The sequence below is a fragment of the Pedobacter cryoconitis genome, from assembly GCF_014207135.1.
In the GTDB taxonomy this organism is placed as follows: domain Bacteria; phylum Bacteroidota; class Bacteroidia; order Sphingobacteriales; family Sphingobacteriaceae; genus Pedobacter; species Pedobacter cryoconitis_D.
Genome location: NZ_JACHCC010000003.1, coordinates 343,076 through 365,444, shown reverse-complemented (window position 1 = coordinate 365,444; position 22,369 = coordinate 343,076). Strand labels below are relative to the sequence as shown.

General features: G+C 38.6%; 21 protein-coding genes. 4 read left to right on the top strand and 17 right to left on the bottom strand.

Annotation, left to right across the window (positions count from 1 at the left end; all coding sequences use genetic code 11):
• Positions 1 to 70: 70 nt before the first annotated feature.
• The 7 genes from HDF25_RS07045 to HDF25_RS07015 all read right to left on the bottom strand — a co-directional run bounded on the left by HDF25_RS07045 (position 71) and on the right by HDF25_RS07015 (position 5,084).
• Positions 71 to 496: a nuclear transport factor 2 family protein gene (locus tag HDF25_RS07045; RefSeq protein WP_184624025.1), complete on the bottom strand. Its 426-nt coding sequence runs from the start codon at positions 494 to 496 to the stop codon at positions 71 to 73.
• 76 nt (positions 497 to 572) lie between these two features.
• On the bottom strand, positions 573 to 1,091 hold the full coding sequence (locus HDF25_RS07040; RefSeq protein ID WP_184624024.1) for an ExbD/TolR family protein: 519 nt from the start codon (positions 1,089 to 1,091) through the stop codon (positions 573 to 575).
• A 56-nt stretch (positions 1,092 to 1,147) separates the two neighbouring features.
• The gene (locus tag HDF25_RS07035) at positions 1,148 to 1,912 is read right to left on the bottom strand and encodes a sterol desaturase family protein (RefSeq protein ID WP_184624023.1); all 765 of its coding nucleotides are present in this window, start codon (positions 1,910 to 1,912) and stop codon (positions 1,148 to 1,150) included.
• A gap of 66 nt (positions 1,913 to 1,978) precedes the next feature.
• Positions 1,979 to 2,569 carry a Crp/Fnr family transcriptional regulator gene (locus HDF25_RS07030; protein WP_184624022.1) on the bottom strand — a complete coding sequence of 197 codons (591 nt, stop codon included), beginning with the start codon at positions 2,567 to 2,569 and terminating at the stop codon, positions 1,979 to 1,981.
• Positions 2,570 to 2,577: 8 nt separating this feature from the next.
• Complete coding sequence (locus HDF25_RS07025) at positions 2,578 to 3,087, bottom strand: molybdopterin-dependent oxidoreductase (protein WP_184624021.1); 510 nt, start codon at positions 3,085 to 3,087, stop codon at positions 2,578 to 2,580.
• A 183-nt stretch (positions 3,088 to 3,270) separates the two neighbouring features.
• Positions 3,271 to 4,005, bottom strand: coding sequence for a LytR/AlgR family response regulator transcription factor (locus tag HDF25_RS07020; RefSeq protein WP_184624020.1), 735 nt, complete (start codon positions 4,003 to 4,005; stop codon positions 3,271 to 3,273).
• Positions 4,006 to 4,073: 68 nt separating this feature from the next.
• A complete protein-coding gene (locus tag HDF25_RS07015) occupies positions 4,074 to 5,084 on the bottom strand; it encodes a sensor histidine kinase (RefSeq protein ID WP_184624019.1) in 1,011 nt (336 codons plus the stop codon).
• A 197-nt stretch (positions 5,085 to 5,281) separates the two neighbouring features.
• Here HDF25_RS07015 and HDF25_RS07010 point away from each other — a divergent pair, with 197 nt between their 5' ends.
• Together HDF25_RS07010 and HDF25_RS07005 are read left to right on the top strand one after the other, a co-directional pair.
• The gene (locus HDF25_RS07010; protein WP_184624018.1) at positions 5,282 to 7,696 is read left to right on the top strand and encodes an outer membrane beta-barrel family protein; all 2,415 of its coding nucleotides are present in this window, start codon (positions 5,282 to 5,284) and stop codon (positions 7,694 to 7,696) included.
• Between the two features lie 111 nt (positions 7,697 to 7,807).
• Positions 7,808 to 8,689: an N-acetylmuramoyl-L-alanine amidase gene (locus HDF25_RS07005; RefSeq protein ID WP_260409333.1), complete on the top strand. Its 882-nt coding sequence runs from the start codon at positions 7,808 to 7,810 to the stop codon at positions 8,687 to 8,689.
• A 22-nt stretch (positions 8,690 to 8,711) separates the two neighbouring features.
• Here HDF25_RS07005 and HDF25_RS07000 read toward each other — a convergent pair whose 3' ends face one another.
• Entirely contained in the window at positions 8,712 to 10,550 is a 1,839-nt protein-coding gene (locus tag HDF25_RS07000; RefSeq protein WP_184624017.1) for an MASE3 domain-containing protein, read from the bottom strand.
• Positions 10,551 to 10,837: 287 nt separating this feature from the next.
• Between HDF25_RS07000 and HDF25_RS06995 the strand changes: the two genes are divergently transcribed.
• A complete protein-coding gene (locus HDF25_RS06995) occupies positions 10,838 to 11,746 on the top strand; it encodes a M57 family metalloprotease (protein ID WP_184624016.1) in 909 nt (302 codons plus the stop codon).
• A gap of 113 nt (positions 11,747 to 11,859) precedes the next feature.
• On the opposite strand, the gene HDF25_RS06990 is transcribed toward HDF25_RS06995, so the two are convergent.
• The 9 genes from HDF25_RS06990 to HDF25_RS06950 all read right to left on the bottom strand — a co-directional run bounded on the left by HDF25_RS06990 (position 11,860) and on the right by HDF25_RS06950 (position 21,630).
• The gene (locus HDF25_RS06990) at positions 11,860 to 12,735 is read right to left on the bottom strand and encodes an AraC family transcriptional regulator (protein ID WP_184624015.1); all 876 of its coding nucleotides are present in this window, start codon (positions 12,733 to 12,735) and stop codon (positions 11,860 to 11,862) included.
• Between the two features lie 283 nt (positions 12,736 to 13,018).
• Positions 13,019 to 13,591, bottom strand: coding sequence for a DUF1572 domain-containing protein (locus tag HDF25_RS06985; protein WP_184624014.1), 573 nt, complete (start codon positions 13,589 to 13,591; stop codon positions 13,019 to 13,021).
• Between the two features lie 64 nt (positions 13,592 to 13,655).
• The gene (locus HDF25_RS06980; protein ID WP_184624013.1) at positions 13,656 to 14,342 is read right to left on the bottom strand and encodes a hypothetical protein; all 687 of its coding nucleotides are present in this window, start codon (positions 14,340 to 14,342) and stop codon (positions 13,656 to 13,658) included.
• Positions 14,343 to 14,413: 71 nt separating this feature from the next.
• Complete coding sequence (locus tag HDF25_RS06975; protein WP_184624012.1) at positions 14,414 to 15,292, bottom strand: helix-turn-helix domain-containing protein; 879 nt, start codon at positions 15,290 to 15,292, stop codon at positions 14,414 to 14,416.
• A 112-nt stretch (positions 15,293 to 15,404) separates the two neighbouring features.
• The gene (locus HDF25_RS06970; protein ID WP_184624011.1) at positions 15,405 to 16,838 is read right to left on the bottom strand and encodes a M16 family metallopeptidase; all 1,434 of its coding nucleotides are present in this window, start codon (positions 16,836 to 16,838) and stop codon (positions 15,405 to 15,407) included.
• Between the two features lie 30 nt (positions 16,839 to 16,868).
• Entirely contained in the window at positions 16,869 to 18,182 is a 1,314-nt protein-coding gene (locus tag HDF25_RS06965; RefSeq protein WP_184624010.1) for a M16 family metallopeptidase, read from the bottom strand.
• A gap of 179 nt (positions 18,183 to 18,361) precedes the next feature.
• Entirely contained in the window at positions 18,362 to 20,545 is a 2,184-nt protein-coding gene (locus HDF25_RS06960; RefSeq protein ID WP_260409332.1) for an ATP-binding protein, read from the bottom strand.
• An 88-nt stretch (positions 20,546 to 20,633) separates the two neighbouring features.
• A complete protein-coding gene (locus HDF25_RS06955; protein WP_184624009.1) occupies positions 20,634 to 21,104 on the bottom strand; it encodes a ferritin-like domain-containing protein in 471 nt (156 codons plus the stop codon).
• Between the two features lie 31 nt (positions 21,105 to 21,135).
• Positions 21,136 to 21,630: a hypothetical protein gene (locus tag HDF25_RS06950; RefSeq protein ID WP_184624008.1), complete on the bottom strand. Its 495-nt coding sequence runs from the start codon at positions 21,628 to 21,630 to the stop codon at positions 21,136 to 21,138.
• Positions 21,631 to 21,779: 149 nt separating this feature from the next.
• Here HDF25_RS06950 and HDF25_RS06945 point away from each other — a divergent pair, with 149 nt between their 5' ends.
• Positions 21,780 to 22,364, top strand: coding sequence for an RNA polymerase sigma-70 factor (locus HDF25_RS06945; RefSeq protein ID WP_184624007.1), 585 nt, complete (start codon positions 21,780 to 21,782; stop codon positions 22,362 to 22,364).
• Positions 22,365 to 22,369 lie beyond the last annotated feature (5 nt).

The following is a 22,369-nucleotide window of genomic DNA, read 5'->3' as shown; positions in this document are numbered from 1 at the left end:
AGTTCCTTTGCCATCGGAATATAGTTTATCCCTGCCAGCTAAACCCGGCAGGGATTTTTTATGAATTTGATCACATCACTTCAGTCACGGTTTTACTATCTACAAACTGCTCAAAACTCAGGATCTTACCCTCAGTGTTGAAGACATAGATATGTGCCACTCTGGCCTGAAAGTATTTTCCAGTCAATTTATAAGTACCACTATAGGTCCCAAAGGCTACAACCTTATCTCCGTCTGCCAGATAACCATCAATCACAATTTTGTACCCCTCCCATTCTGTACCCAGACGATAAAACACATTTTTGAAAATTTCATCAAATCCGCGATAAGTTCCTGCATAAGGAAAACCCGCAGCCTCAGTCCAGGTCGCTTCGGGTGCTAAAGCAACAGCAAGGTTTTGCCCGTTTTCTTCAGAATTCTTTCCCTCATAAGTTCCTTTAATAGTCGCTGTGTTTCTTAGTTCAGTAATATGCTTTCCTTTAAGATCTGTTTCCATGATTTTATATTTAATGTCTGAACACAAATTTATCATACCCACAGGAGTAAAAAGTTGAACTAGTTCAAAATAGCAATTATAAAAGCTGGTGCTGCCTCATGAAATCTTTTTCTGCTTCTGTGATATGCGCATCATCAATAGCTGGGGCCGTGCTAATCCTGGTAAGCGCCAGTTCATCCATAATATCTACAAAATTCTTATAAGTTGCCCCTGAAGTAGGTTTAATAATAACCATCAGTGACTTTTTAGCGTTATTGCCATTAACTCCGGCCACCTTTTCCTTATTGCTTAAAATAGAATGCCTGATCTCTCTGAAACCTTCTATATTTGGCTGGGTTTTTCCGGCTTCTCCCATATACCAGGCTACTTTATTATTTTTACCTAATAAAATGGTCATCGTTCGGGACGCCGGGACCGGCATACTGGCATTTGCATCAGTTATATCCGGCTTGGCAATATCCATCGCAATAGGTTTATTGAGCGATGTAGTCAGCATAAAAAATGTAATCAGTAAAAAAGCCAGGTCAACCATTGCGGTCAGATCAACTTTCGGGGTCTGTTTTCTGTTTCTGGAGGAGGTGTTTAATTCGGCCATAATCTTGTTTTAGCTTATGATGCCTGCATCATTAAATTTCCATAACAGCGAACCATTTAACCAAACCGCTGAGCCTGTACCCTGTCATATTCTTTGACGTAATCGGGATGTTCAGTGCCCATCAACCTGTCCCAGAACCTGAAGTACAAGCCATAATTTCCTTTAAACTTGCTATGGTGCAGATTGTGATGAATAGAGGTATTACTGATTTCAAACAACCAGGATCTCCTGAACCATTCCGGCATAATTTCATATCCCAGGTGTCCGTAAACATTGATCATAAAACCGACAAGAACAAACATACCAATACTTAAAGCACTCATAGGCAAGAACAATACTATAAACAGCAACACTAACCCTTCAGCTATTGCCTCGAGGAAATGAAAGGAATAAGATGTCCATGGAGAGGGATTGACCGATTTGTGATGAACCAGATGCGTATGTTTAAAAAGTTTAGGATGATGTAATAACCGGTGCATCCAGTAGAAATAAGTATCGTGAATGATCAGGCTTAAAATAATACTCAGTGGAATATACCAGATTCCATAAGCAGCGAGATCAGTATAAACCAATGTGTAATTTTTAACTGGTGTAAATAAAACCAGAAAGGCGATCACAGACATAATCGCAGTGCTTTGCATGGAATGAAGAATCTCCCTTCTAAAGTCTTTTTTTGAAGCCTGCTTAGACTGGATCTTGGACTTACTGAATTTTGAACTCAGCAATTTGTAAAACACAAAAAAAGGAATACCGGCAATGATAAAATATCTGAATGCGGAGATAGCGAATAATTTGAGTGATATTTCGATGAATTGTTCCATAATGCTTACGTTTTAGCATTACAAAAATAGGTCATACCATTACCAGGCTGAATTAACAAAGGTTAATTAATGACCAGCTCTCGAAGAAAGTCTTTTTCGTATCCTGCTCAGCGAGACAGGTGTAATCCCTAATAAAGTAGCTATATATTTATCCGGACAGCGCTGCACAATATCTGATTTTTCCTTAATCAGTCTGAGATAACGCTCTTCAGGGTTCAGTAAAACGAAAGATTCTACCCGTTCCATCATCTCGGCAAGCATGCTGTTCATGAAAAAGTCCTTGGCACTACTGAATTTAGGATTCGCATTTAATAACTCCATCAGACTGGCATAATCAGCCTCCAGAATGACAGTTGGCTCCATCGCATGATAAGTGAACCGCGATGGCTGACTAAAGAATATAGCGTCGTATGAAGCCAGGAACTGATCTTCCCAGCGAAGTAATACAGTTACTTCATCTCCATTTTCCTTTAAATGAAAAGAACGGATCAGCCCCTTCTTAATATACGCCAGCTTACGGCTGGTTCCTCCCTCTTTAATATAAACCTCATCCTGGGCAAGGACTTTCTCTGTAGCCAGATTAAATATAGACAGCAGTTCTTCTGGCTGTAACCCGAAAAATTGCAGATATTGATTGATCTTATTCTCTTCCAGCATAGGAGGGTTTATTTGACGATACTTTTAATCGACATCCCGGTAACCTGCTTAATACATCTGGCAGGTTTCTTCTCTCCCTCGACAACTACCCTATAAGGTCCGTCAGCGACCGGTAATGGCTTTCCGTCCATTTCATCGGCCAGGATGATAATTCTGTCTGTAAAGGCCTTATCCAGCTCTGCAAAAGCAAAAGTCACCTGATAACCATCGATCGCCTCAACTAACAGGCATTTGGTTAAATTTGCCCCCTTCAGTTCCTTTCCCAAAGTAGTACCAGCTTTCGCCAGAATATCACTTAATGCAGCCCCGGTATAGAGGTGGTTATTTCCGTCTTTATCTTTTCGGTTTACTACTGCTCTCGGGAAAGTCTTTAATACATCATGAGTAATTATGAGGGGAGTATTCGCTCCTCCTTCAACTTTAACTACTGCATCATTCAGCACAGTCTGCGCTTTCATCAAAACAGGAACCATCGTTAAATTAAATGTCAACAGGAAGAGCAGGAGTCCTTTTTTCATAGGTTTAATATTTATTCGGTTCAAGTATAATACTTTTTTATCAGAGTAATTGTTAGACCGGGAGTTTTAATCTTCCTGAGATTCCAATACACAACCAAGAAGTCTAACTTTATATAAATAAAACAAATTAACTGACTAACAAGTTTATAAAAAACAAACAATCACATATTGTGGGTAAAAAAACTACCTGCCTTCTTTGATAAGTTTAAAAAATTCTTCCTTATAAGTCTCCCCTATTGGAATAGTCTGATCCTCGATATAAATAGTATTCCCATCTACAATTCTGATTTTATCAATAGCCACAATATAGGATTTGTGTACCCTGTAAAATGGAGGTACAGGCAATTGTGCTTCCAGGTCTCTTAAAGATTGATAAGTGATGATACGCTGATTCGCTGTATAGATAGAAATATAGTTTTTCAATCCTTCTACATAGAGGATATCTTCATAGTTGACCTTTGAAAACTTATTCTTACTATCCCCTTTGATAAACATATAATCTGTACTGGGTGCTGGTATAACTTCAGTCTTCAATTGTTCAGTTTGCTGTAAAACCGGCCCTGGATTCAGGATCACATCTGCCTTAAGTGCTGCTTTATAAAATCGCTCAAAAGCTATGGGTTTCAACAGATAATCTATCACATCATGTTCAAATCCATCTAAAGCATACTCCGGATAAGCAGTCGTCAGGATGATTTTACACTGCGCACCGCAGATCTTCATAAACTGTATCCCCGTCAGTTCAGGCATCTGAATATCGAGAAATACAAGATCAACTTTACCTTGCTGTACCCAGGCCAGCGCTTCAAAAGCATTAGTCGTTGTACCTACTAATTCAAGGAAAGGAATTTTTTTTATAAAACCAGCAAGGATTTCTGAAGCATAAGCTTCGTCGTCAACAGCAATACAACGGATCATCAGGTATTCTTTTAAATTTATAATTGGGAATGATTTAGTAAAGTTAGTGCTATCAAAAATACAATTCACTATAATTTGATAACCAGGGTAGTCTGATAAACATCCCCTTTTCTGACAATATTCAGTTCGTGTTTATCAGGATAAATCAGATCCAGCCTTCGGTGAATATTAACCAGTCCAATCCCGCTGGACCTATCTTTCTGGTGATTGTTGATGGTATTGCTTACACTAAAAAACAATTGTTTGTCCTGAAGCTGCAACTGGATACGAACCGGATGTTCCGGTTCATTCAATACCCCATGTTTAAAAGCATTTTCTATAAAAGGAATTAATAACAGCGAAGCTATCTTTTGTTGTTCAGTTACCCCTGTCAGTTCAAATTCCACATAGAAATTTGGTTCAAACCGCATCCGGAACAACTCTATATAACTTTGTAAATAGTCTATCTCCTTAGCCAGGCTAACTTTTCCGTCAGTGCTTTCCGCTAAAGTGTACCTCATCAGATCAGATAAACGCAATACAGCCGAAGCCAGCTGATCTGAAACAGGGATAGCTAAGGAATAAATATAGTTGAGTGTATTATATAGAAAATGAGGATTAATCTGTGACTTCAAAAAAGAAAGCTCAGCTTTTATGGCCTCATCTTTTAATTGTTTATTCAGCTTATCAGACTTAAATGCATTCTGCACACTCCAGACAGCCGCAGCCAGGAAGATATAAGAGCTGCCGTAATATAGATTATCTATGATATAAAATGTCATGGTTGTATCAGGGCCATAATTTTGAAATCCCAGGAAATAAGAAAAAAGAACCTGTTCAATCATATATCTGAGAGCAATAAAAGCCCCCATAGCAATACAAAGACCGATAACCAGATACAGACCTTTACCCTTTTTTAAAAACCGCGGAAAGACCCAGAGATAACAGATATAGAATTCTATCAGATGTACTACAAAAACTGAATAGTTGAAATACAGAATATCCGTCTTTAATCCCTTTAACAATTGGCCTATATAAATATAAACCACCATCAATACCCAGCAAGACAAGTGAATTAAAACATTCTTTTGATTCTTCATGGTATAAAACTAACAAAAGACCGGAAGCCTTTATATATTCTTATCCCAAACCCTGAAAATATAATCCCAACACCCATTTTTGAAATATAAACCGGAATATCGGCGTAGGGATAATATTCTGACGGGTTCGTATCATATTATTTATGGTTTTAATCCCATTCTCCAGTTTTGAGGAAACAATCATAAACACCATTACGATGAACCTTTTCTACAAACATGCCACCTGCCTCCTGATCACCTTATCTTTTATTTCTATAACATATGCTCAAACAGCAAAAATTAAAGGAACAGTAATAGAAAAAGGGAACAAACCGGTTGAAGCCGCGACTGTATTATTACTCCATCTTCCTGATTCAGTAAAATCCGGAATACAAATAACGGATGAAAAAGGACGTTATCAGTTTGAGAATATCCGCCCAGGACAGTATTTAATCAAAGTTGCAGCTATCAATTATCACCGGGTAAGCAGTCAATTATTTAAAGTAGAAAAAACAGCAGTCTCAGTTCCTGAAATTATGCTGGAGCAACAGATAAATACCTTGAAAGAAGTATCAATTTCTTATAAACAGGCCGTTATTGCCGAAAAATCTGACCGTACAGTAGTCGATGTGGAACAAATGAATACCACCGGAGATGATGCACTCGAAGTACTAAAAAAGGCACCCGGTATACATCTGGACAAAGATGAGAATATTGTCATGAAAGGCAGAACAGGTGTAAATGTAATGATCGATGGAAAAATGAGTTATATGACAGGCACTGACCTCACCGCTTATCTGAAATCATTACCTGCCGATGTGATCAGTAAAATTGAGCTCATGTCAAGCCCTCCTTCATCGTTTGATGCTGCCGGATCGGCTGGTATTATCAACATCAAACTGAAAAGAAATAAAATGAAAGGAATGAACGGCAACCTGAACCTGGGTGCCGGTTATGGCAAATACCCCAAAGCAAACGGAGGAATCAACCTGAATTACAATACCGGGAAATTAAGCACCTACATGCGCGTGAATACAGGATATAGTAACTCTTATAACAGGCTGGTTTTAAATAGAACAATAGATAATACACAGATGGACCTGGTAAATCTTTGGAGACCAATCACTAAATCGGTTGGTTACACTGTAGGTGCAGACTATTTTCTAAATGACAGACATACATTTGGCATAATCGTAAATGGAGCTGAGAACCCCTATACAACTGATGGCTACAGTAACTCTGTCAGTTATGATGCCCAGCATAATATAACTGAAAAAGTAAATTCAAAGAACCCTCAGAAGAACACTTCCGGTAACTATGCTTACAACTTAAATTATCGTTTTCAAATTGACACCTCTGGCAGAGTTCTGGGTGTAGACGCAGATTATGTTAGCTATAACAATTCCAGGAATGAGCATTATATCAATACCTATTATCGGGCTGACAATTCAGTTATTGGTGATCCTGTGCAATTAAGAAACAGTGGATCGGGAGCAGTTTCAATCTACTCTTTTAAACTTGATTACGTCCATCCTTTTTCCAAAACTTTTAAAGCTGAAGCCGGATTAAAAACAAGCTGGGTTAGCACACAAAATGATGTCCGCTTTGATTCTCTTAAAACAACCGGATGGATAAATGCAATAAACCGCACAAATACATTTTTATATAATGAACATATTAATGCAACATATATAACTGCTACCAAATCTTTTAAGAGCCTGGAACTAAAGGGAGGCTTAAGAGCTGAGCAAACCCTTGGTAATGGCACCTCATCTTCCACAAATACATTAATCAACCGCAAATACTGGCAGTTGTTCCCTACTTTTTTTGCTACCTGGAAAGTAGACACCAGCAATACACTAAATGCAAAATACGCCCGGAGAATCAACCGCCCCAATTATAGTAATCTCAATCCTTTTACACTTTACAGCGATCCCTATACTGCCATACAGGGCAACCCCTTGCTGTTACCTGAACTATCAAACAACATAGAGCTTACCTATTCTTATAAAAACTTCAGGGTATTAAGCCTGAACTATTCCAGAACCACTGATGTGATCAACCCTGTAATTTATCAGAACGATCAGACCAAAGAAAGCATCAGCATCGAACAAAATCTGGGCAGCTCAACGAATATCTATATCGCGACAGGCAGCCCTTTTAATCTCTTTAAATGGTGGAACACCAACAATGAGGTTTCCATGGCTTATGACGCCGTTAAATCGCCCGTACAGGGCACACAATACAACAGCAGTAAGGTCAGCTGGTCGGCCAGTACTGAAAACACCTTTACTTTGCCAAAAGATTACCAGTTAACACTTGCTGCAGCTTACGGTTCTCCATCTGTATCAGGCCTGGGCAGAACTCTCTCCTATTCGCAGATTGACTTTGGCGCAAAGAAGATCTTCATGCATAAAAAAGCTACTATAGCCTTCAAACTGAGAGATATCTTTGACACCGCAAAATATCGCACGCTGTTAAAATATAACAATGTAAATACCTATTGGCAGAATGAATGGGAAAGCCGCAGGTTTTCGTTAAGCTTCAGCTATAAATTTGGAAATATGAAAATTAAGACTGCAAGAGACAGAAAAACAGGTACAACTGAAGAACAAGGCAGGGTATCCAACTAATTCTCTTTATAAGAATTCGAACTAAGTTTAAAATTCCGGCGTTATCTTTGTAAATTTGTAAATTAACCCTTCAGGGGAGACAAGCAATATTAAACAAACCACCAAAAAATAATGCCTGAAAACGTTAAACACAAAATAGCCTTCAGAACCATTTCTACAGCTCTTTTTTTATTTAGTTCTTACCTTTCTTTTGCGCAGACTGTACCGGTAGTAAATCCAACTCCGCAGCCGGTTCAGCCTATTCAACAGCCTACTCAGCAGCTTGTGCCAGCTTCGGCAGCCAAACCAATGGTTATCGTTATTGATGCCGGACACGGTGGTAAAGATGGATCTACCAGAGGTTTGTTTTCCAAAGAAAAGGATGTTGCCCTGGCAGTTGCCTTGTTGCTCGGACAAACCATTGAGCAGGAAATTCCGCATACGAAAGTAATTTACACCCGTACTGAAGATGTATTTATACCCCTTTACGAACGTATAGAAATGGCCAATAAGGCCCATGCCGATCTGTTTATTTCTATCCATTGTAACTCAATGCCGGGCAGTATGCGCGGCAGAACTGAAACAACCGGTGTAGAAACTTTTGTTTCCGGTTCCGGAAGATTAGGAGAACAGGACGTAGCAGTCAGAGAGAATGCTGTAATCCTCTTAGAAAAGGATTACAAGGACAATTACGATGGTTACAACCCTAATGACCCCGAAAGTTTTATTGTACTTTCCCTGATGAAAAATGCCTATCGTCGTCAGAGTATTAAACTGGCTACACTGATCCAGCAGCAATATATTAAAGCAGGCCGTGTTAACCGGGGTGTTAAAGAACAAAGTCTGGCTGTGCTGGCAAGAGCAGGAATGCCTGCTGTACTAACTGAAATTGGTTTTATCAGTAATCCGCAGGAAGAAGAATATATCAATTCACCAAGTGGAAGACAGGAAATAGTTCAGAATATCAAAAATGCCATTCTCGAATATACCAAACAGTTAACCGAAATTAATTAAAGCCTCATCTGAGGCTTTTTTTTTAGTTTTTCACTGATGGAATGGTAAAGTAAATGGTTGTACCCAAACCAGGCTCGCTTTCCAGCCAGATACTGCCACCGCTTATTTCTACAAATTCCCTGCAAAGTTTTAAACCAAGGCCGGTGCCTTTTTCATGCTGCGTACCTGTAGTTGAAAAGTTCCGGTCGGTCCTGAACAACAGCTCTATATTTTCTTTTGAAATTCCTACACCGGAATCTTTAACTGAAAACACCACATTCTCCTGATGATCATAAGCCTTTAACACTATGTTGCTATTCTCATAGCTGAATTTGATGGCATTGGTAAGAATATTTCTCAGCACAGTATCCATCATTTGCTTATCTGCCAGTATCCTGCCTGAAGAACTCTCCTCAATATTGATTTCGACACCTTTGGTCATAGCGATAGCAGAAGAAATGTATTTAATTTCATTTAACAGCTCTACTGCATTCAATTGCTCGAGATCTGGCTTTAATACCCCCGTCTGCATCTTTGACCAATGTAAAAGATTCTCCAGGAGGGTAAAAGCCTGTCTGGCCGAATCATTCATTCTCATCGCAAAATTTTCGATCTTCTCTGCACTCAGTCTGTTAACATTTTTGTAAATCATCTCACTGAAGGAAATTAATGAAGTAAAGGGATTTCTCAGATCATGTGCAATAATCGAAAAAAACTTATCCTTTGTCGCATTCAATTCATGCAACCTCTTCTCTGTGATTTTAAGTTCGGTGATATCATGACAAATAATCAGATAAGTTCCGTGATGATGATCAATGCCATATTCCGGAATAACCTGTATAGAAAAAGAATAGGCATAATTAGCTTCCTTCAAATCGAAATTGGTCTCATGGATAACCCTGCTTTGTTTTACCTCGATCAGCAATTTGATAAGCAAATCTTCAAATGACTTCGGAAAGCCCATATGACTCAGCTTCTTACCGGTATAAGGCTCACGTTCATGCTGAAGAAATTCTCCGAGGGCCTTATTAGCGTACAGACATTTAAAAGCCCTGTCAAACCTGAATATCAACTCTGGAAGGTTCTCCGCAAGCGTCCTGTATTTTACCTCATTATCTTTCAGGTCCTTAAAAATCAACTCCGTTGGATTAGTGAAACCCGTTTCCACGTTGGCTTTATAAATTAAAAAGAACGAAATCAGTTTAGCATAGTGACCAAGCTCATTTGGCAAACTGAATATAGAGACATATAAAGTAAAACAAAATTCACTCAGCACAGCGAAAAGCAAAGAAAGAGCTAAAAACCGGAAAACTGTGGGGGTAAAACTAATCCTGGAACTATAAAGCAGCAACCCGGCAAAGAAAAGCATCGCTATAATTACATATTCTGCACCTATTTTAAAAGCAGTCTGCCCTACACCAGCAATATAGCAGACTGGAAATATCTTCCAGGTTAATATAGACAGTACAATCAACGTAGTAACCAAACAAAAAGATAAGATAGTAATATCCCCATTCAGTGTCTTTCTTCTTTTCAGAAACCAAAATCCCATAATAAAAGCAGAAGCTTCCAAGAACCTGGTGGCTACCCAAAACTGATTGGTGTAAAAAATAGTTCCAGGAATAATATTCATCCCGGGATAGGTAATTGTATGCAGCAGATCTAAAGTACCAATGAAAACATAAGCTATTCCTACAAAATACAGATAATTGTTATCCAGCATTTTACGGGTGTTCCAGGTGACAATAAAAACAGCAAATGCAATAACAATTGAAGATAACTCGACAATGGTATGGAATAACAGAAAGTTTTGCTTTGCACTTATCTGAAATATCAATATCAGCAAACCCACTGTAAAAATGGTTCTGTAATTAGCTTTCATAAAACTATGCAGATAAGCTTTCAACTGAAGATTGATTAGATATTTATGCTGATATAAATTTAAGTTATTGTTCTTATAAAGAAGAACAATCCTGATTATCAGCGCGATTAAAGTCAGTAAAAAAAATCCAGGTAATCAGCGCCTATATTCTACAAATTCCATAGGATAAACTACATTTTAATTACAAAACAATACATTTTTTATACACAAAGATTTTTTTCCCTGTTTCCACAATAATGATTATTTATTATTGTTAAAGTCAACCAAACCTAACCTAATGAAAAAACATGAAAAGCAACATCTTATTAAATTCAAAAACAATCTATCTGGTTATACTCACTGCGATGACAGTCGGTTTAGCTATGAGCTGCAAAAAAAGCAATAATAATGCAAGTCCTGCTGCGCAGAATTCAAGTTCGGCATTAACAAAAGAAGAGCAGACGGCCATTGCCAGGGCAGGATTCTCTCCTACTGATGCCACTAAAACCAAGGGCGGCTATATTGTTGAAGGCGATATTTTTCTGACTCCGGCCGACCTCCAGCTTCAGCAGAATTTTATTGCAGGTTTATCAGGCAAAGGCACAAAGACTGAACAATACCGCACTACCAATATTGTGACTGGCCTGCCAAGGGTAATCAAGGTCAAAATAGATGCAGGAACCTCACAGAAGGTATTTACCAATGCGACAACCGAAGCAGTTAAACGTTATAATGATCTTGGTGTACAGCTCAGCCTGAAACTTTTGGATTCTGCTTCTACAGAAAAAGAAGATATCTTAATCAACGGAGCAGATCTGGGGAAAACTTCAAGCGGAGCAACCATATTAGGTCAGTCGGCAGGTTTCCCAACCAACGGAAATCCGGCTTCTCCAATCAAATTGAGTAATGTAGTATACAATAAAGACTTCAATGATAACAACCTGCTTGCTACGGTAATTGCTCATGAAATCGGACATGCCATTGGCTTCAGACATACGGACTATGCTGACAGACGTTACAGCTGCGGTTATCAATCCTTTCTGGATTATTTCGTGGCTGCTAATGAAGGTGATGGAGGTGTCGGAGCAATCTATATTCCTGGAACGCCAAAAGGTGGTGAGCCCGGATCATGGATGCTGGCTTGTTCAGATGGAACAAACCGTCCGTTTACCTCTAGTGATATTGTGGCCATCAAGGCACTTTACCCAGTAAACTAACCCATCAAACCTATTCTAAATAATTGAACATCATTTGGTTGACTATAAAGGAGCTGTCTTTCCCAGGACAGCTCCTCTTTTAAAATAGCCTAAGCCTGTTTCCTGGTATTTATTCAGGCAATATTCGCAAAATAGAATTTCTGATATTCTAAAGGGCTCTTCCCGGTTACTTCCTTAAACTGCTTGTGAAAACTCACTACATTCTGAAAACCGCACTCATATCTGATTTGTTTCACATTCATATTCCCCTCAATCAATAGTTTACAGGCATGTCCGACACGTACATCCAGTAAAAACTGTTTATACGTCATCCCAATATGAGCTTTAAAATACCTGCTAAATGAGGGAACACTGATATTAGCAAACCCGGCTAGTTGTTCAGTGCTTATCTTCTTATTGAAATTAGCGAGGATGAAATTATAAATATTACTGATCGGGCTATTATCTCTTACCCACGCATTATCCTGAAAATCAGGAGATAGAAAAGTTATACTTTTAAGTTCACTCCCCATTATAGTCAGTATTTCCAAAAGTAACAATAGTCTTTTAGTACCTACACTCAGAAATATATTTTCCATCAGTTCACCGATCTGCTGACCATAGGAATTATCGATCTGAATACCTTTTCTTGACTCCTGAAGCACCTTACGGATGATCTTATTTTCGGGAAGATTTAAGAATGATTCCCCAAAAAAATCGTTATTAAAATGGATCACGATTACGTCCACAGTTGTTTCCAGAGCAGTTGAAAAATAAACATCATCAAATTTCCAGTAATGTGGCAGATGTCCACCTATAAGTACCGCCTGTCCCGTTTTAAAGGGCCTGACACTATCACCTATAAATTGAGTACCCGACCCATTTTTAATATATACCAATTCAATTTCCCGGTGATAATGCCAGTGATTATTGACATAAGGTAAGATATCCCTCCTTATACTAAAAGAATTTACAAGTGGCATTGGAATTTTAAGTAGTTGCGCTCTCATCGGTATTTTTGCATGGTACCGCTTCAAACTCCTTAAAAAATATCAGTTAAGCGCCTGAAGCTTATTTTGAGAGGTCATTATACTTTAAAAATAGCTATAAATAGTCATCCTTCCAAAGCAATCTAATAAATTTTAGAGAAATAAATTCACTTAATAGCCTCTATTAAAACTATTTAGCGAAAATTAATATTTAAGGTTAGAATGTCGTGTTCCGGGAGAATCATATAACAAAATAAAAAAAACAAGAACAGAGCTATTTTGTCTTCTGCCGTCAGCGCAATGCTCAGGGCTTCTTATTTTTCAGATATTCTTCCGTATAATGAACGTTTTTTTGAGGTTGTGAGAATTTTTCCGCATTGAATTTCCCCGAATCTCCACGAGGAATAGATAATGAAGACCATTCTTTAGCTTTAAGCATTTTACCGATATAGACGATCTGGCCGATATGGTAAGGATAATGGGCAAGCTGTCTGTTAATCGCTTCGGTAATAGAATGTCCCTGGTTTCTGATATAAATAGTTTGTCCGAAATTGTCCTCATTGACCGTTTCTAAAGCCTGGAACAGACATGCCCAACCCTCATCCCATCTGGTCATCATTTCAGCCCTGTCCTTCAAGTCATTGTCAAATTCTGCCTCTCTGTCCCGTCCCGCCTTTTCACCATCTGTTGTCAGAAAATCTGTCCAGCGGGACAACATATTACCTGATATATGTTTTACAATAGCAGCAATACTATTACTTTCCTCATTGAACTGATAAAAAAGAGCATCATCATCAAGCTGACTAAAGGTTTTTTCACCCAGCATTTTATAATATTCAAACTGCTTAATTGTGCTGTCAAGGTAATTATCGTTCATATGCCCATTGCGCTGATGTAATCAAATTTACATCAAAGTTTTTGATAATCCGTTCAATTAAATATCAGCCCCAGAAACCTTGTAGTTTAATATCTCCATTAAAATCTTCACGTTGTTTCAAATGTCTCCGAAGCTGAATAGCCGTTGGAATATGACCGGCAATGTAAACAATTTCATTACTCAACTCCTGCTGATCTAACCACGAAACCAGGGATAAATCCCATTTCTTTTCCTGAACAGGCTGTAAATAGGTATCAAAGTAATCAGAGAACTCACGTGCATGAGACTCCAGGCTAAAGCTGATGGCCCCGTAAACGTCCCCGATCCCCAGCGCCAGTTGTTTAAGCGCAAGGAAATGTCCTATACTGCTAGTGTCTCCCAGACATAATAATCTTCTGTCGGCGACAGGTTTATGAAAAGTGGAACCGATACCGATATAAGAAATTGTATCACCCCTTTTTAAAGAGGAAACCCAGGCACTGCCGGGACCATTTTGCGATGAGTTAATACATAAAGTACAGGTATGTGTTTCTGCATCCCACAATGCAGGGGTATAATCACGATAAGTATAAGCTGAAACCTTAATTTTGATATGCTGAACGCTATTCCATTTTTCCATATTCACATCTGGAAGATGCAGGTCAACTTCAAAAAAAGTTGCTGGATTCCAAGCTCTCACCTCTAATACACACCCTTGTTTTAATACCTGATTTTCAAAAACCGACAGGACTTTCCTTTTGATAATATTCATGAGCTTTATTTTACTACAAAAAAAAAGCAAAATAAAGTTGGTTCAAGAGACAATACAGGGTTTAAATTGGACTATTTGCGGTACTCGTTCCTGAATTTAACGGCGGAGATCCCGCTCACTTTAGTAAAAAGCCTGGAAAAGTAGGCATGATCATCATAGCCCAGTGAAAAGGCAATCTGCTTTACACTTAAATCGCTGTAATACAACAATCTTTTAGCCTCTAATACAACTTCCTGGTGAATCCAGTAACTCAGATTAGATCCTGTTACTGCTTTGACAACTTCATTCAGATAAGAAAGGGACAAAGAGAGTGAACTGGCATAATAGCCTGGATTCTTATGAACTTTAAACTGTTCCCCTACCAGTTTCCTAAACTCTCTTGTAATCACTTCAGGTCTTAAATTCCGGTTGTTTTCTTCAGCAGACTCACAGCTGTAAAGATTTGCAAACATGCCTATATAGGCAGAGGTTAATGAATGAATAACAGGTTCTGGTACAGTCATTTGACCAGAACAATCAAACATACCGGTCAAAAGCTCAATACATTTTTTAATCTGATCTGTTTTTAACTGATTTAGCTGCAGGCTTTGATGATAATGTACCTGTTCCTGAAAGATTTTACGGTACCTCTTTTCTACCAAAGCCGAATCTATGGCCATAAACCAGCCACTGGTCTGTGTGCATGCAGCAATATGATGGACTTGTCCAGGCAGAATAAAAAGAGCTGCACTTCCTCCAACATTTATTTTTTTGAAATCTACAATCAGGTCTGTACTTCCGTATTCCTGAAGTATAAAAACATAATAATCATCGCGATGCGCATCCATATGTCTCATTTCCTCCATTTCAAATTTCAAAAAATGGCGCAATTGTATCCCCCGGGCAGTACGCTCCTGAAGTTTATGAATAGGTATCCCTGTTCTCTTATGTTTTGATTTTCCTGTCGGCATACTTAATCCAAAGATGATAAATTTTATTATATCACAATAAATCCCGGCCATATTTGCATCAATCAAATACGGCCAGGATTCATCTTTCTATTTTTGAAAAGCAGTTTTTTTTTTAGTTTTTGGCTGCTGCAGGGGCTGCGCTTACCGGCGCAGCATATTTATCATATGTTTTGACTACAAATCCTCTTTTTTGTAAACCAGGAATAAACTGGTCCTGGTTACCGACAATGACTACCCTTGCATCATCATAACCAAAATATTTTTTGCTGACACGTAGGATATCATCTGCTGTAACAGCATTAATTTTCTGCAGATAGGTACGGTAAAAATCCTTTGGCAGGTTATTGATTAATATATTACTTGCAAAACCAGCAGTACGTGCAGGGTTTTCCAGTCCCAGTGCAAAAGATCCGTTATACAGGTTCTTCGCATTCTGGAGATCATCATTACTTACCTTTTCAGTACGCATCACATTAATTTCATGAAGAAATTCGACAACAGCGCTATCTACCTTCTCATTTCTTACTGCCGCATTTGCGCGGAATAAAGCCTGAAAACGGCCCGAACCATTAGATGAGTACGCACCATAAGTAAAACCATGCTTTTCTCTCAGGTTTCTGAATAGTTTGGCATCCGCACCCCCGCCCAGAATCTCATTCGCCAGTAAAACTGCATGATAATCAGGGCTATTCAGCGGAAGATCAATCAAATTAGTGACTGTGATCTCCGACTGTACTGCATTAGGGACATTGACAACATCTACTTCCGTTTTTGCCGGGTTCTGAACCTTTGCCAGTACTGGAAAAGTAAGTGCTGTACCTTTCCAGTCACCCAATGCTTTAATCGCCAGGGCCTTTGCTACTTCCGGTTTGATATCACCAACAAAAGTCAGATAACCTCTGGATGGAGTGATGTATTTGCTATAGGCGGCTTTAACATCATCTAAAGTAATTGAATTAATACTTTGTTCTGTTTCAAATTCGCCGGAAGGATGATTCACCCCATAAGCCAATGCATTTACAACACGTCCTGAAATAGCTTTGGCACTACGCTCACTCGATTTCAAGCCAGTCAGAGACTGGGATTTTAATTTTTCAAAAGACGGTGCCGGGAATGAAGGGTGACGTAATGCATCCGCCATTAAAAGAAAGGCGCTATCGAAATAGCGGGTCAGCGCCGAAGTACTTCCCCCTCTGGAAGAAACACTGACATCAGCACCCAGCTGATCGACAGCTTCGTCAAACTGGACTTTGGTTTTAGTAGTTGTTCCCTCATTCATCAGGCCGCCCAACAAGGATAATACCCCTGCTTTAGCACCTTCTGTGATTGGCCCGGCATCAATACTATAAGTTGCAGAAACTTTTGGTAATTTATGGTTTTCTACAACCAGCACGGTGATCCCGTTTGAGAGTTTATAAATAACAGGATCCGCGAAGGTAAGTACCGGTGCCGGTCCTGGTTTTGGTCTTTGACTTCTATCTAATTTTTGCGCTACAACAGACTGTACAAACAGCGTTGCAAAGGCAAGTATGAATATTTTCTTCATTTTGTAATTTTAAGCTTGATTAGAATTCTACTATTTTTTCGGTAAGTAATACAGAACGATACGCTGATCCTTGTTTAAATATTTACGTGCTACATCTCTGATTTCCTCACGTGTAATAGATCTTACTTTCTCTAATTCTTCATTAATATCATTCGTATCCTTATTATGAAAAGTATATCCATCAGCAAGATTTTCAGCCAGTCCTATCATTTTACTATTTGCACTGACATAACTGTTTTCAAATTGATTCTGCAGTTTTGTTAATTCAGATTCGCTGATCAGGTCAGTTTGTAAGCGGGTTACCTCAGCATCGATATCTTTCAGCAGATCGTTTAACGGCGTATTGTTATTTGGCAGAGCCAGTGTGATATAAGCACCGTAATCCTCTAAAGTATAATTAAATGCAGCTACCTGCAGCGCGGTCTTCTTTTCATCGACCATTTTCATACTTAATCTTGAACTTCCGCCCCCTGAAAGCAGGCTGCTGATCAGGCCTAAAACTTTAGTATCGTGACTTCTCATCCCGGGAACACGGTAAGCAGCAAATATCGCAGGTATCTGGATATTGGCATCATAAGCAGTGTCAATAATTTCTTTTGTAACCGGCTTCAATTCATAAACAGTTTTAACAACCGGAGCACCTTTTGGCACTTCTTCAAAATATTTCTTTATCAAAGCTTTAGTCTGATCTACATCAATATCTCCTGCAATACTCAATACCGCATTATTTGGTACATAGTATTTTTTAAAGAAAGCGATAAACTCACTTAGTTTTGCAGCATCCAGGTGTTCCATTGAACCAATAGTCTGCCAGCGGTAAGGATGTCCTTCGAACAAACGGGAGAAGATCTTATCTCTGAACTTTCCATAAGGAGAGTTATCAATTCGTAATCTTTTTTCTTCCTTCACTACCTCATTCTGGATCTTAACTCCAGTCTCATCAATTTTAGGGTGCAGCATACGTTCACTTTCCAGCCATAAACCAAGTTCCAGCTGGTTAGAAGGGAATACTTCGTAATAAAATGTTCTGTCTTGTGTTGTGTTGGCGTTATTTTCACCACCATTACTACTTACAATCTTCATGAAATCACCTCGTTTCATATTGTCACTCCCTTCAAATAAAAGGTGTTCAAAGAAATGCGCAAAACCTGTTCTTTGCTCATCTTCATCTTTTGAGCCCACATGGTACATTACAGATACCGCCACAACAGGTGCTGTTTTGTCCTGATGCAGAATAACATGCAAGCCATTGTCCATATCATATTCGGTAAATTTCACCTTTTGTGCAGAGGCACTAAGGCACAGACCCGAAATGGCCATTGTTAGTAATAATTTTTGTTTCATACTTGGATTAATTCAGTTTTTTATTATAATTAAGATTTGTTGTTTCACTGGGATTTTTTCTCCTTAGACAGCCGGAAGTCCCTAAAATTACAAAAAAGAATAAATAAATACTCAAGCCCTGTTCGGATAAGAACAGGGCTTGAGTATGATTGAGTACAAAAAGATTCTAAGGGTATCGCCTATAAGGTTTCAGCAATTTTTCGGATCAGTTCAGATTCTATAAACGGTTTAGTAACCAAACCTGTAAACCCATCGGTCGAAACATTTACAGTATCCAGATCTGTCTCATTTCCACTAATTACAATAACGGGTATCTGATGGAATGACTGACCCGATTTGCGAATAGCAGCCAACAGCTCGTGTCCATCCATTTCGGGCATCTGAATATCAGTTAATACGACAGTGACCGGATTCTCCCTTAAGATAGTCAGCGCCTCTTTACCATTTAAAGCCTGATAAAACTTGATGTTCCACTTGCTGGTCATCATTTTCAGGAACATTAAGTTCAGTTCATTATCATCTACTGCCAGGATACTTATTCCGTTAAGTAAGGATAGCGGATCATCACTCACTACTTTTACTGAATCCGTGGCTTTGCTTTCCTGATAAGGGATATAAAATTTAAAAGTACTGCCCTCACCTGCTTTACTTTCCACACTGATCTCACCTTTTTGTAACTGGACCATTTGCTTACAGATATACAGTCCAAGACCCGTACCTGTTTTCCCTTTGGCAGAATTAGTCTGATAATATTTAGAGAAAAGGTTCGCCTGCTGTTCCGCACTGATTCCCATGCCCGTATCAGTAATGGCTACTTCCAGCCTGATTTCATCATTAACAGTTAATAATCTCGAATTAACTGTAATACTGCCAGTATTAGTATACTTAATGGCATTACTTAATAAATTAACCATGATCTGCTTCAGCCTGAAGCTATCTCCTAATAAAATTGCTTCTTTATTTCCTTCAAAATGATAACTGATAGCCAGTTTCTTCTTAGCTGCACTGAACTCCATACTTTCGATCACTTCTTTCAGTGCAAAATCAGCATTAAACGGATCTGAATTAATTTTAAATTCATTGTTCTCCATTTTTGCTGCGTCAAGCGTATCATTCAAAGTCAATAGCAGCATATCAGAAGATAAAGTAATAGAACCCAGCATTTCTGTCTGACGGGGTGAAAGGTTTGTTCTGCTGAAAATGTAAAGAAACCCTTTAATTGCAGTAAGCGGATTCCGGATCTCATGACTCATATGAAGCAGCAGATCCATTTTTTGTTGTGCAATAATAACCGAACGTTCATTTTCTTTGCGTAAAAAGACTTCAGAACGATCCAGTTTAATGATAAAAACAATCAGTAATATGGCAAAAATCAGTACCAGGAAAAGTGCGGCAAGATAAAATTTATTCAGTAACTGGGTAGTTTCCCGGTAACTCTTAAAAGCCATCTCCTTAAACTCGGCTACAATGCTGTAATTGATTTCTTTTACACCATTGATGATCCGCTCCATTTCATTGTTGATCCGGACATTTAGTGTGATGAGTTCTTTTTGGGTGGTCAGTAATTTCTCATTGCGCTCCTGCAGTTGTTGTATGCCTTTAGCATAAGCCTGTTTATCTTTACTCGCAATATTCCTGGTTATAGAATCAATAGTCTTGCTGGTGCGGTTATGGTTTATCTCAATGACGCCCGAACGGCTGGTGCCGTCACTGGAAATAGCATCTTTTAATCTTGTAAAAAGCCCTTTCTTTTTAACAACTACATCTTTACGTATGGTATCAGTAGCAACTCTGGCCACATTTTTTTTTGCATGTACTACCGTACTGATCGCAGGAACATTTTTATTACCTGCCAGATTAAAATTATTATAAGCTGTAAGCAGTGAATCAAAATTGTGCTTGAGTGTATAAAGATTCTCAGACAATTTTAATTTCTTATGGTACCAGTATCTGACCTTGTTGCGTTGCAGGTCGGATAAGCTCGAAGTATCAGTATTTTCTTTAAGCAGTGTGTCAATCTCATTAAAAGCCTGAGACAGTTTAAGTTTATAGGCATTGCTTTTTGAACTATCCGGGCTTAACAATGACTCCTGAAAATCATCTTCTGCCTGGTGAAGTAATAATAAAGCACGTTGAGGTTTAGTCTGGTCATGTTCAATGTTATAGGCGAAATTTGAAAGGTTCTCTAATTTGTGTGTAATAGAATAACGCACAAAAAGAGCAGCAATAGCGAGGACGACAACGACAGCCAGGAACGCAAGTATTATCTTTCTTGAAAGAAATTTGGTATATGTAGGTTTCAAAATGTAATTATTTTTAGCGCTGACCGGATAAACAAAACCAGAGTTAACGATATTCAGCATAAATACAAATTTACCATATTTTTTTATGCTTTCTCAATTTTAACGCTGAACAGCACTAAATCACTGATGAACAAACCATTCACCTATCTTATAATTGTACCTTCAGCGTCCCCAGCATCTGTTCATGAGTCTCCATCAGCTGACCGATATAACCACTGACACCTAATTCCTGAAGCTCGTTCCTGAAATAAACAAACTTGTTTTGCAGACGGATAATTAAGTTCACATGTTCATTCAATAGATCCTTAATCAGATCGGAGGCATCGTTATTAAGCTGAGATTGTGCAGCAAGATGTTCGAGTTCCATAAAAATTTCAAGGGTAGCAGGAATATTATAACCCGTAGAATGAATCCGCTCTGCGATACCATCCATAATATCTTCTAACTGATCATACTGAGTCTTAAAAAGTAAGGATTGATGATTAGTCTCTTTCTCATTGAAATTAGAATGAGCATTCTTTGTTTTTGTATAAAGTAAGAATTCGTCCGCCAGGATCACATTCAGTGTCTGCGCAACTTTAGCTGAGTTTGCTTCTATATTTCCGATTATCGGCTCCATTTTATTATTTTTTATTAAAATTTGATCTGTATTAAAATTTAAAAGCAGCTCCCAGATTTAAAAGTCCCTTATATCCCCAGCCCAATTCTCCAAAACCGGAAACCTGACCGTTACCTATGCGCATCGCTATAGGATTGACCTGGTAAACAAAATGCCGCAAATATTCTCCGTCCCCGTTTAGCTCTTTATTACTGCTATAACTGCCATTCCCTTTTCTGTATCCCGCGCTTACTGTCCAGTACCACTCAACCGACCTGTACTGAGAATAAACAAAATCAGTACTGCCTGCTATAATATATTCTCTCTTCGCATGTCCGAGATCAGCACCAGCTCTGATTTTCTCCAGTAACTGATAGCGATACCCCAGAATAGCCACATCCGAATAACTACCCGTTCCTCTTACCAGCCCTCCTGCCAGACTAATCATGTTTAATCTTTCAGAACTAATCTTTTTTTGTGCTTTAACTTCTTCATTAAATAGTCCTGCTATAATGAAAATGGCACTAATCTTAATTACAACTCTCATGAATTACAAAACATCTTTTTATTATAGACGACCATATTTATAAATACCCCTATAGCCTGTTAAATTATTTTTTCAGAAAGTCTGCATGCCCGACCAATTACAATTAATTTTAACTTTACCATTTGTAAGCCGTCATCCGGCCACGTAGTATGAACATCAGAGAACCTTTATATTCAGATTTCCAGAAGCTATTCCATCTGCATTACAACACACTTTGTATGCATGCCTATAAATACCTGGCCGATACGGACGAGAGTAAAGACGCTGTACAGGAGGTTTTTGTAAAGTTCTGGGAGATCAAAAAGGAGATGATCAACGATAAGAATGCTTTGTATTACCTGATCACTGCAGTACGTAATAATTGTATTTCAAGACTGAGAAAAAAAGTCCATTCCCTGTCCATGGAGGATGAAACCGTTTATAATAAATTAACAGACACACCACTAGAAGAAAAAGACGAAGAAGACACTGACATACAGGCATTGGTAGAAAAAGCATTATCCCTGCTGCCTCCTAAATGTGGTATTATTTTCCGGATGAGCAGAATTGACAGGCTCACTTATCAGCAGATTGCAGATGAGCTGGGTATATCAATTAAAACGGTTGAAAATCAGATGGGTAAAGCCATCAGTATGATGAGGGAGTTTGCCCGTAAGAACTACATTCCCTTTGCTGTGCTGCTCCTGTTTATTTATTTTATCGGACATAGGGGTATTCCATTTTTTCACGTTTAATTTTT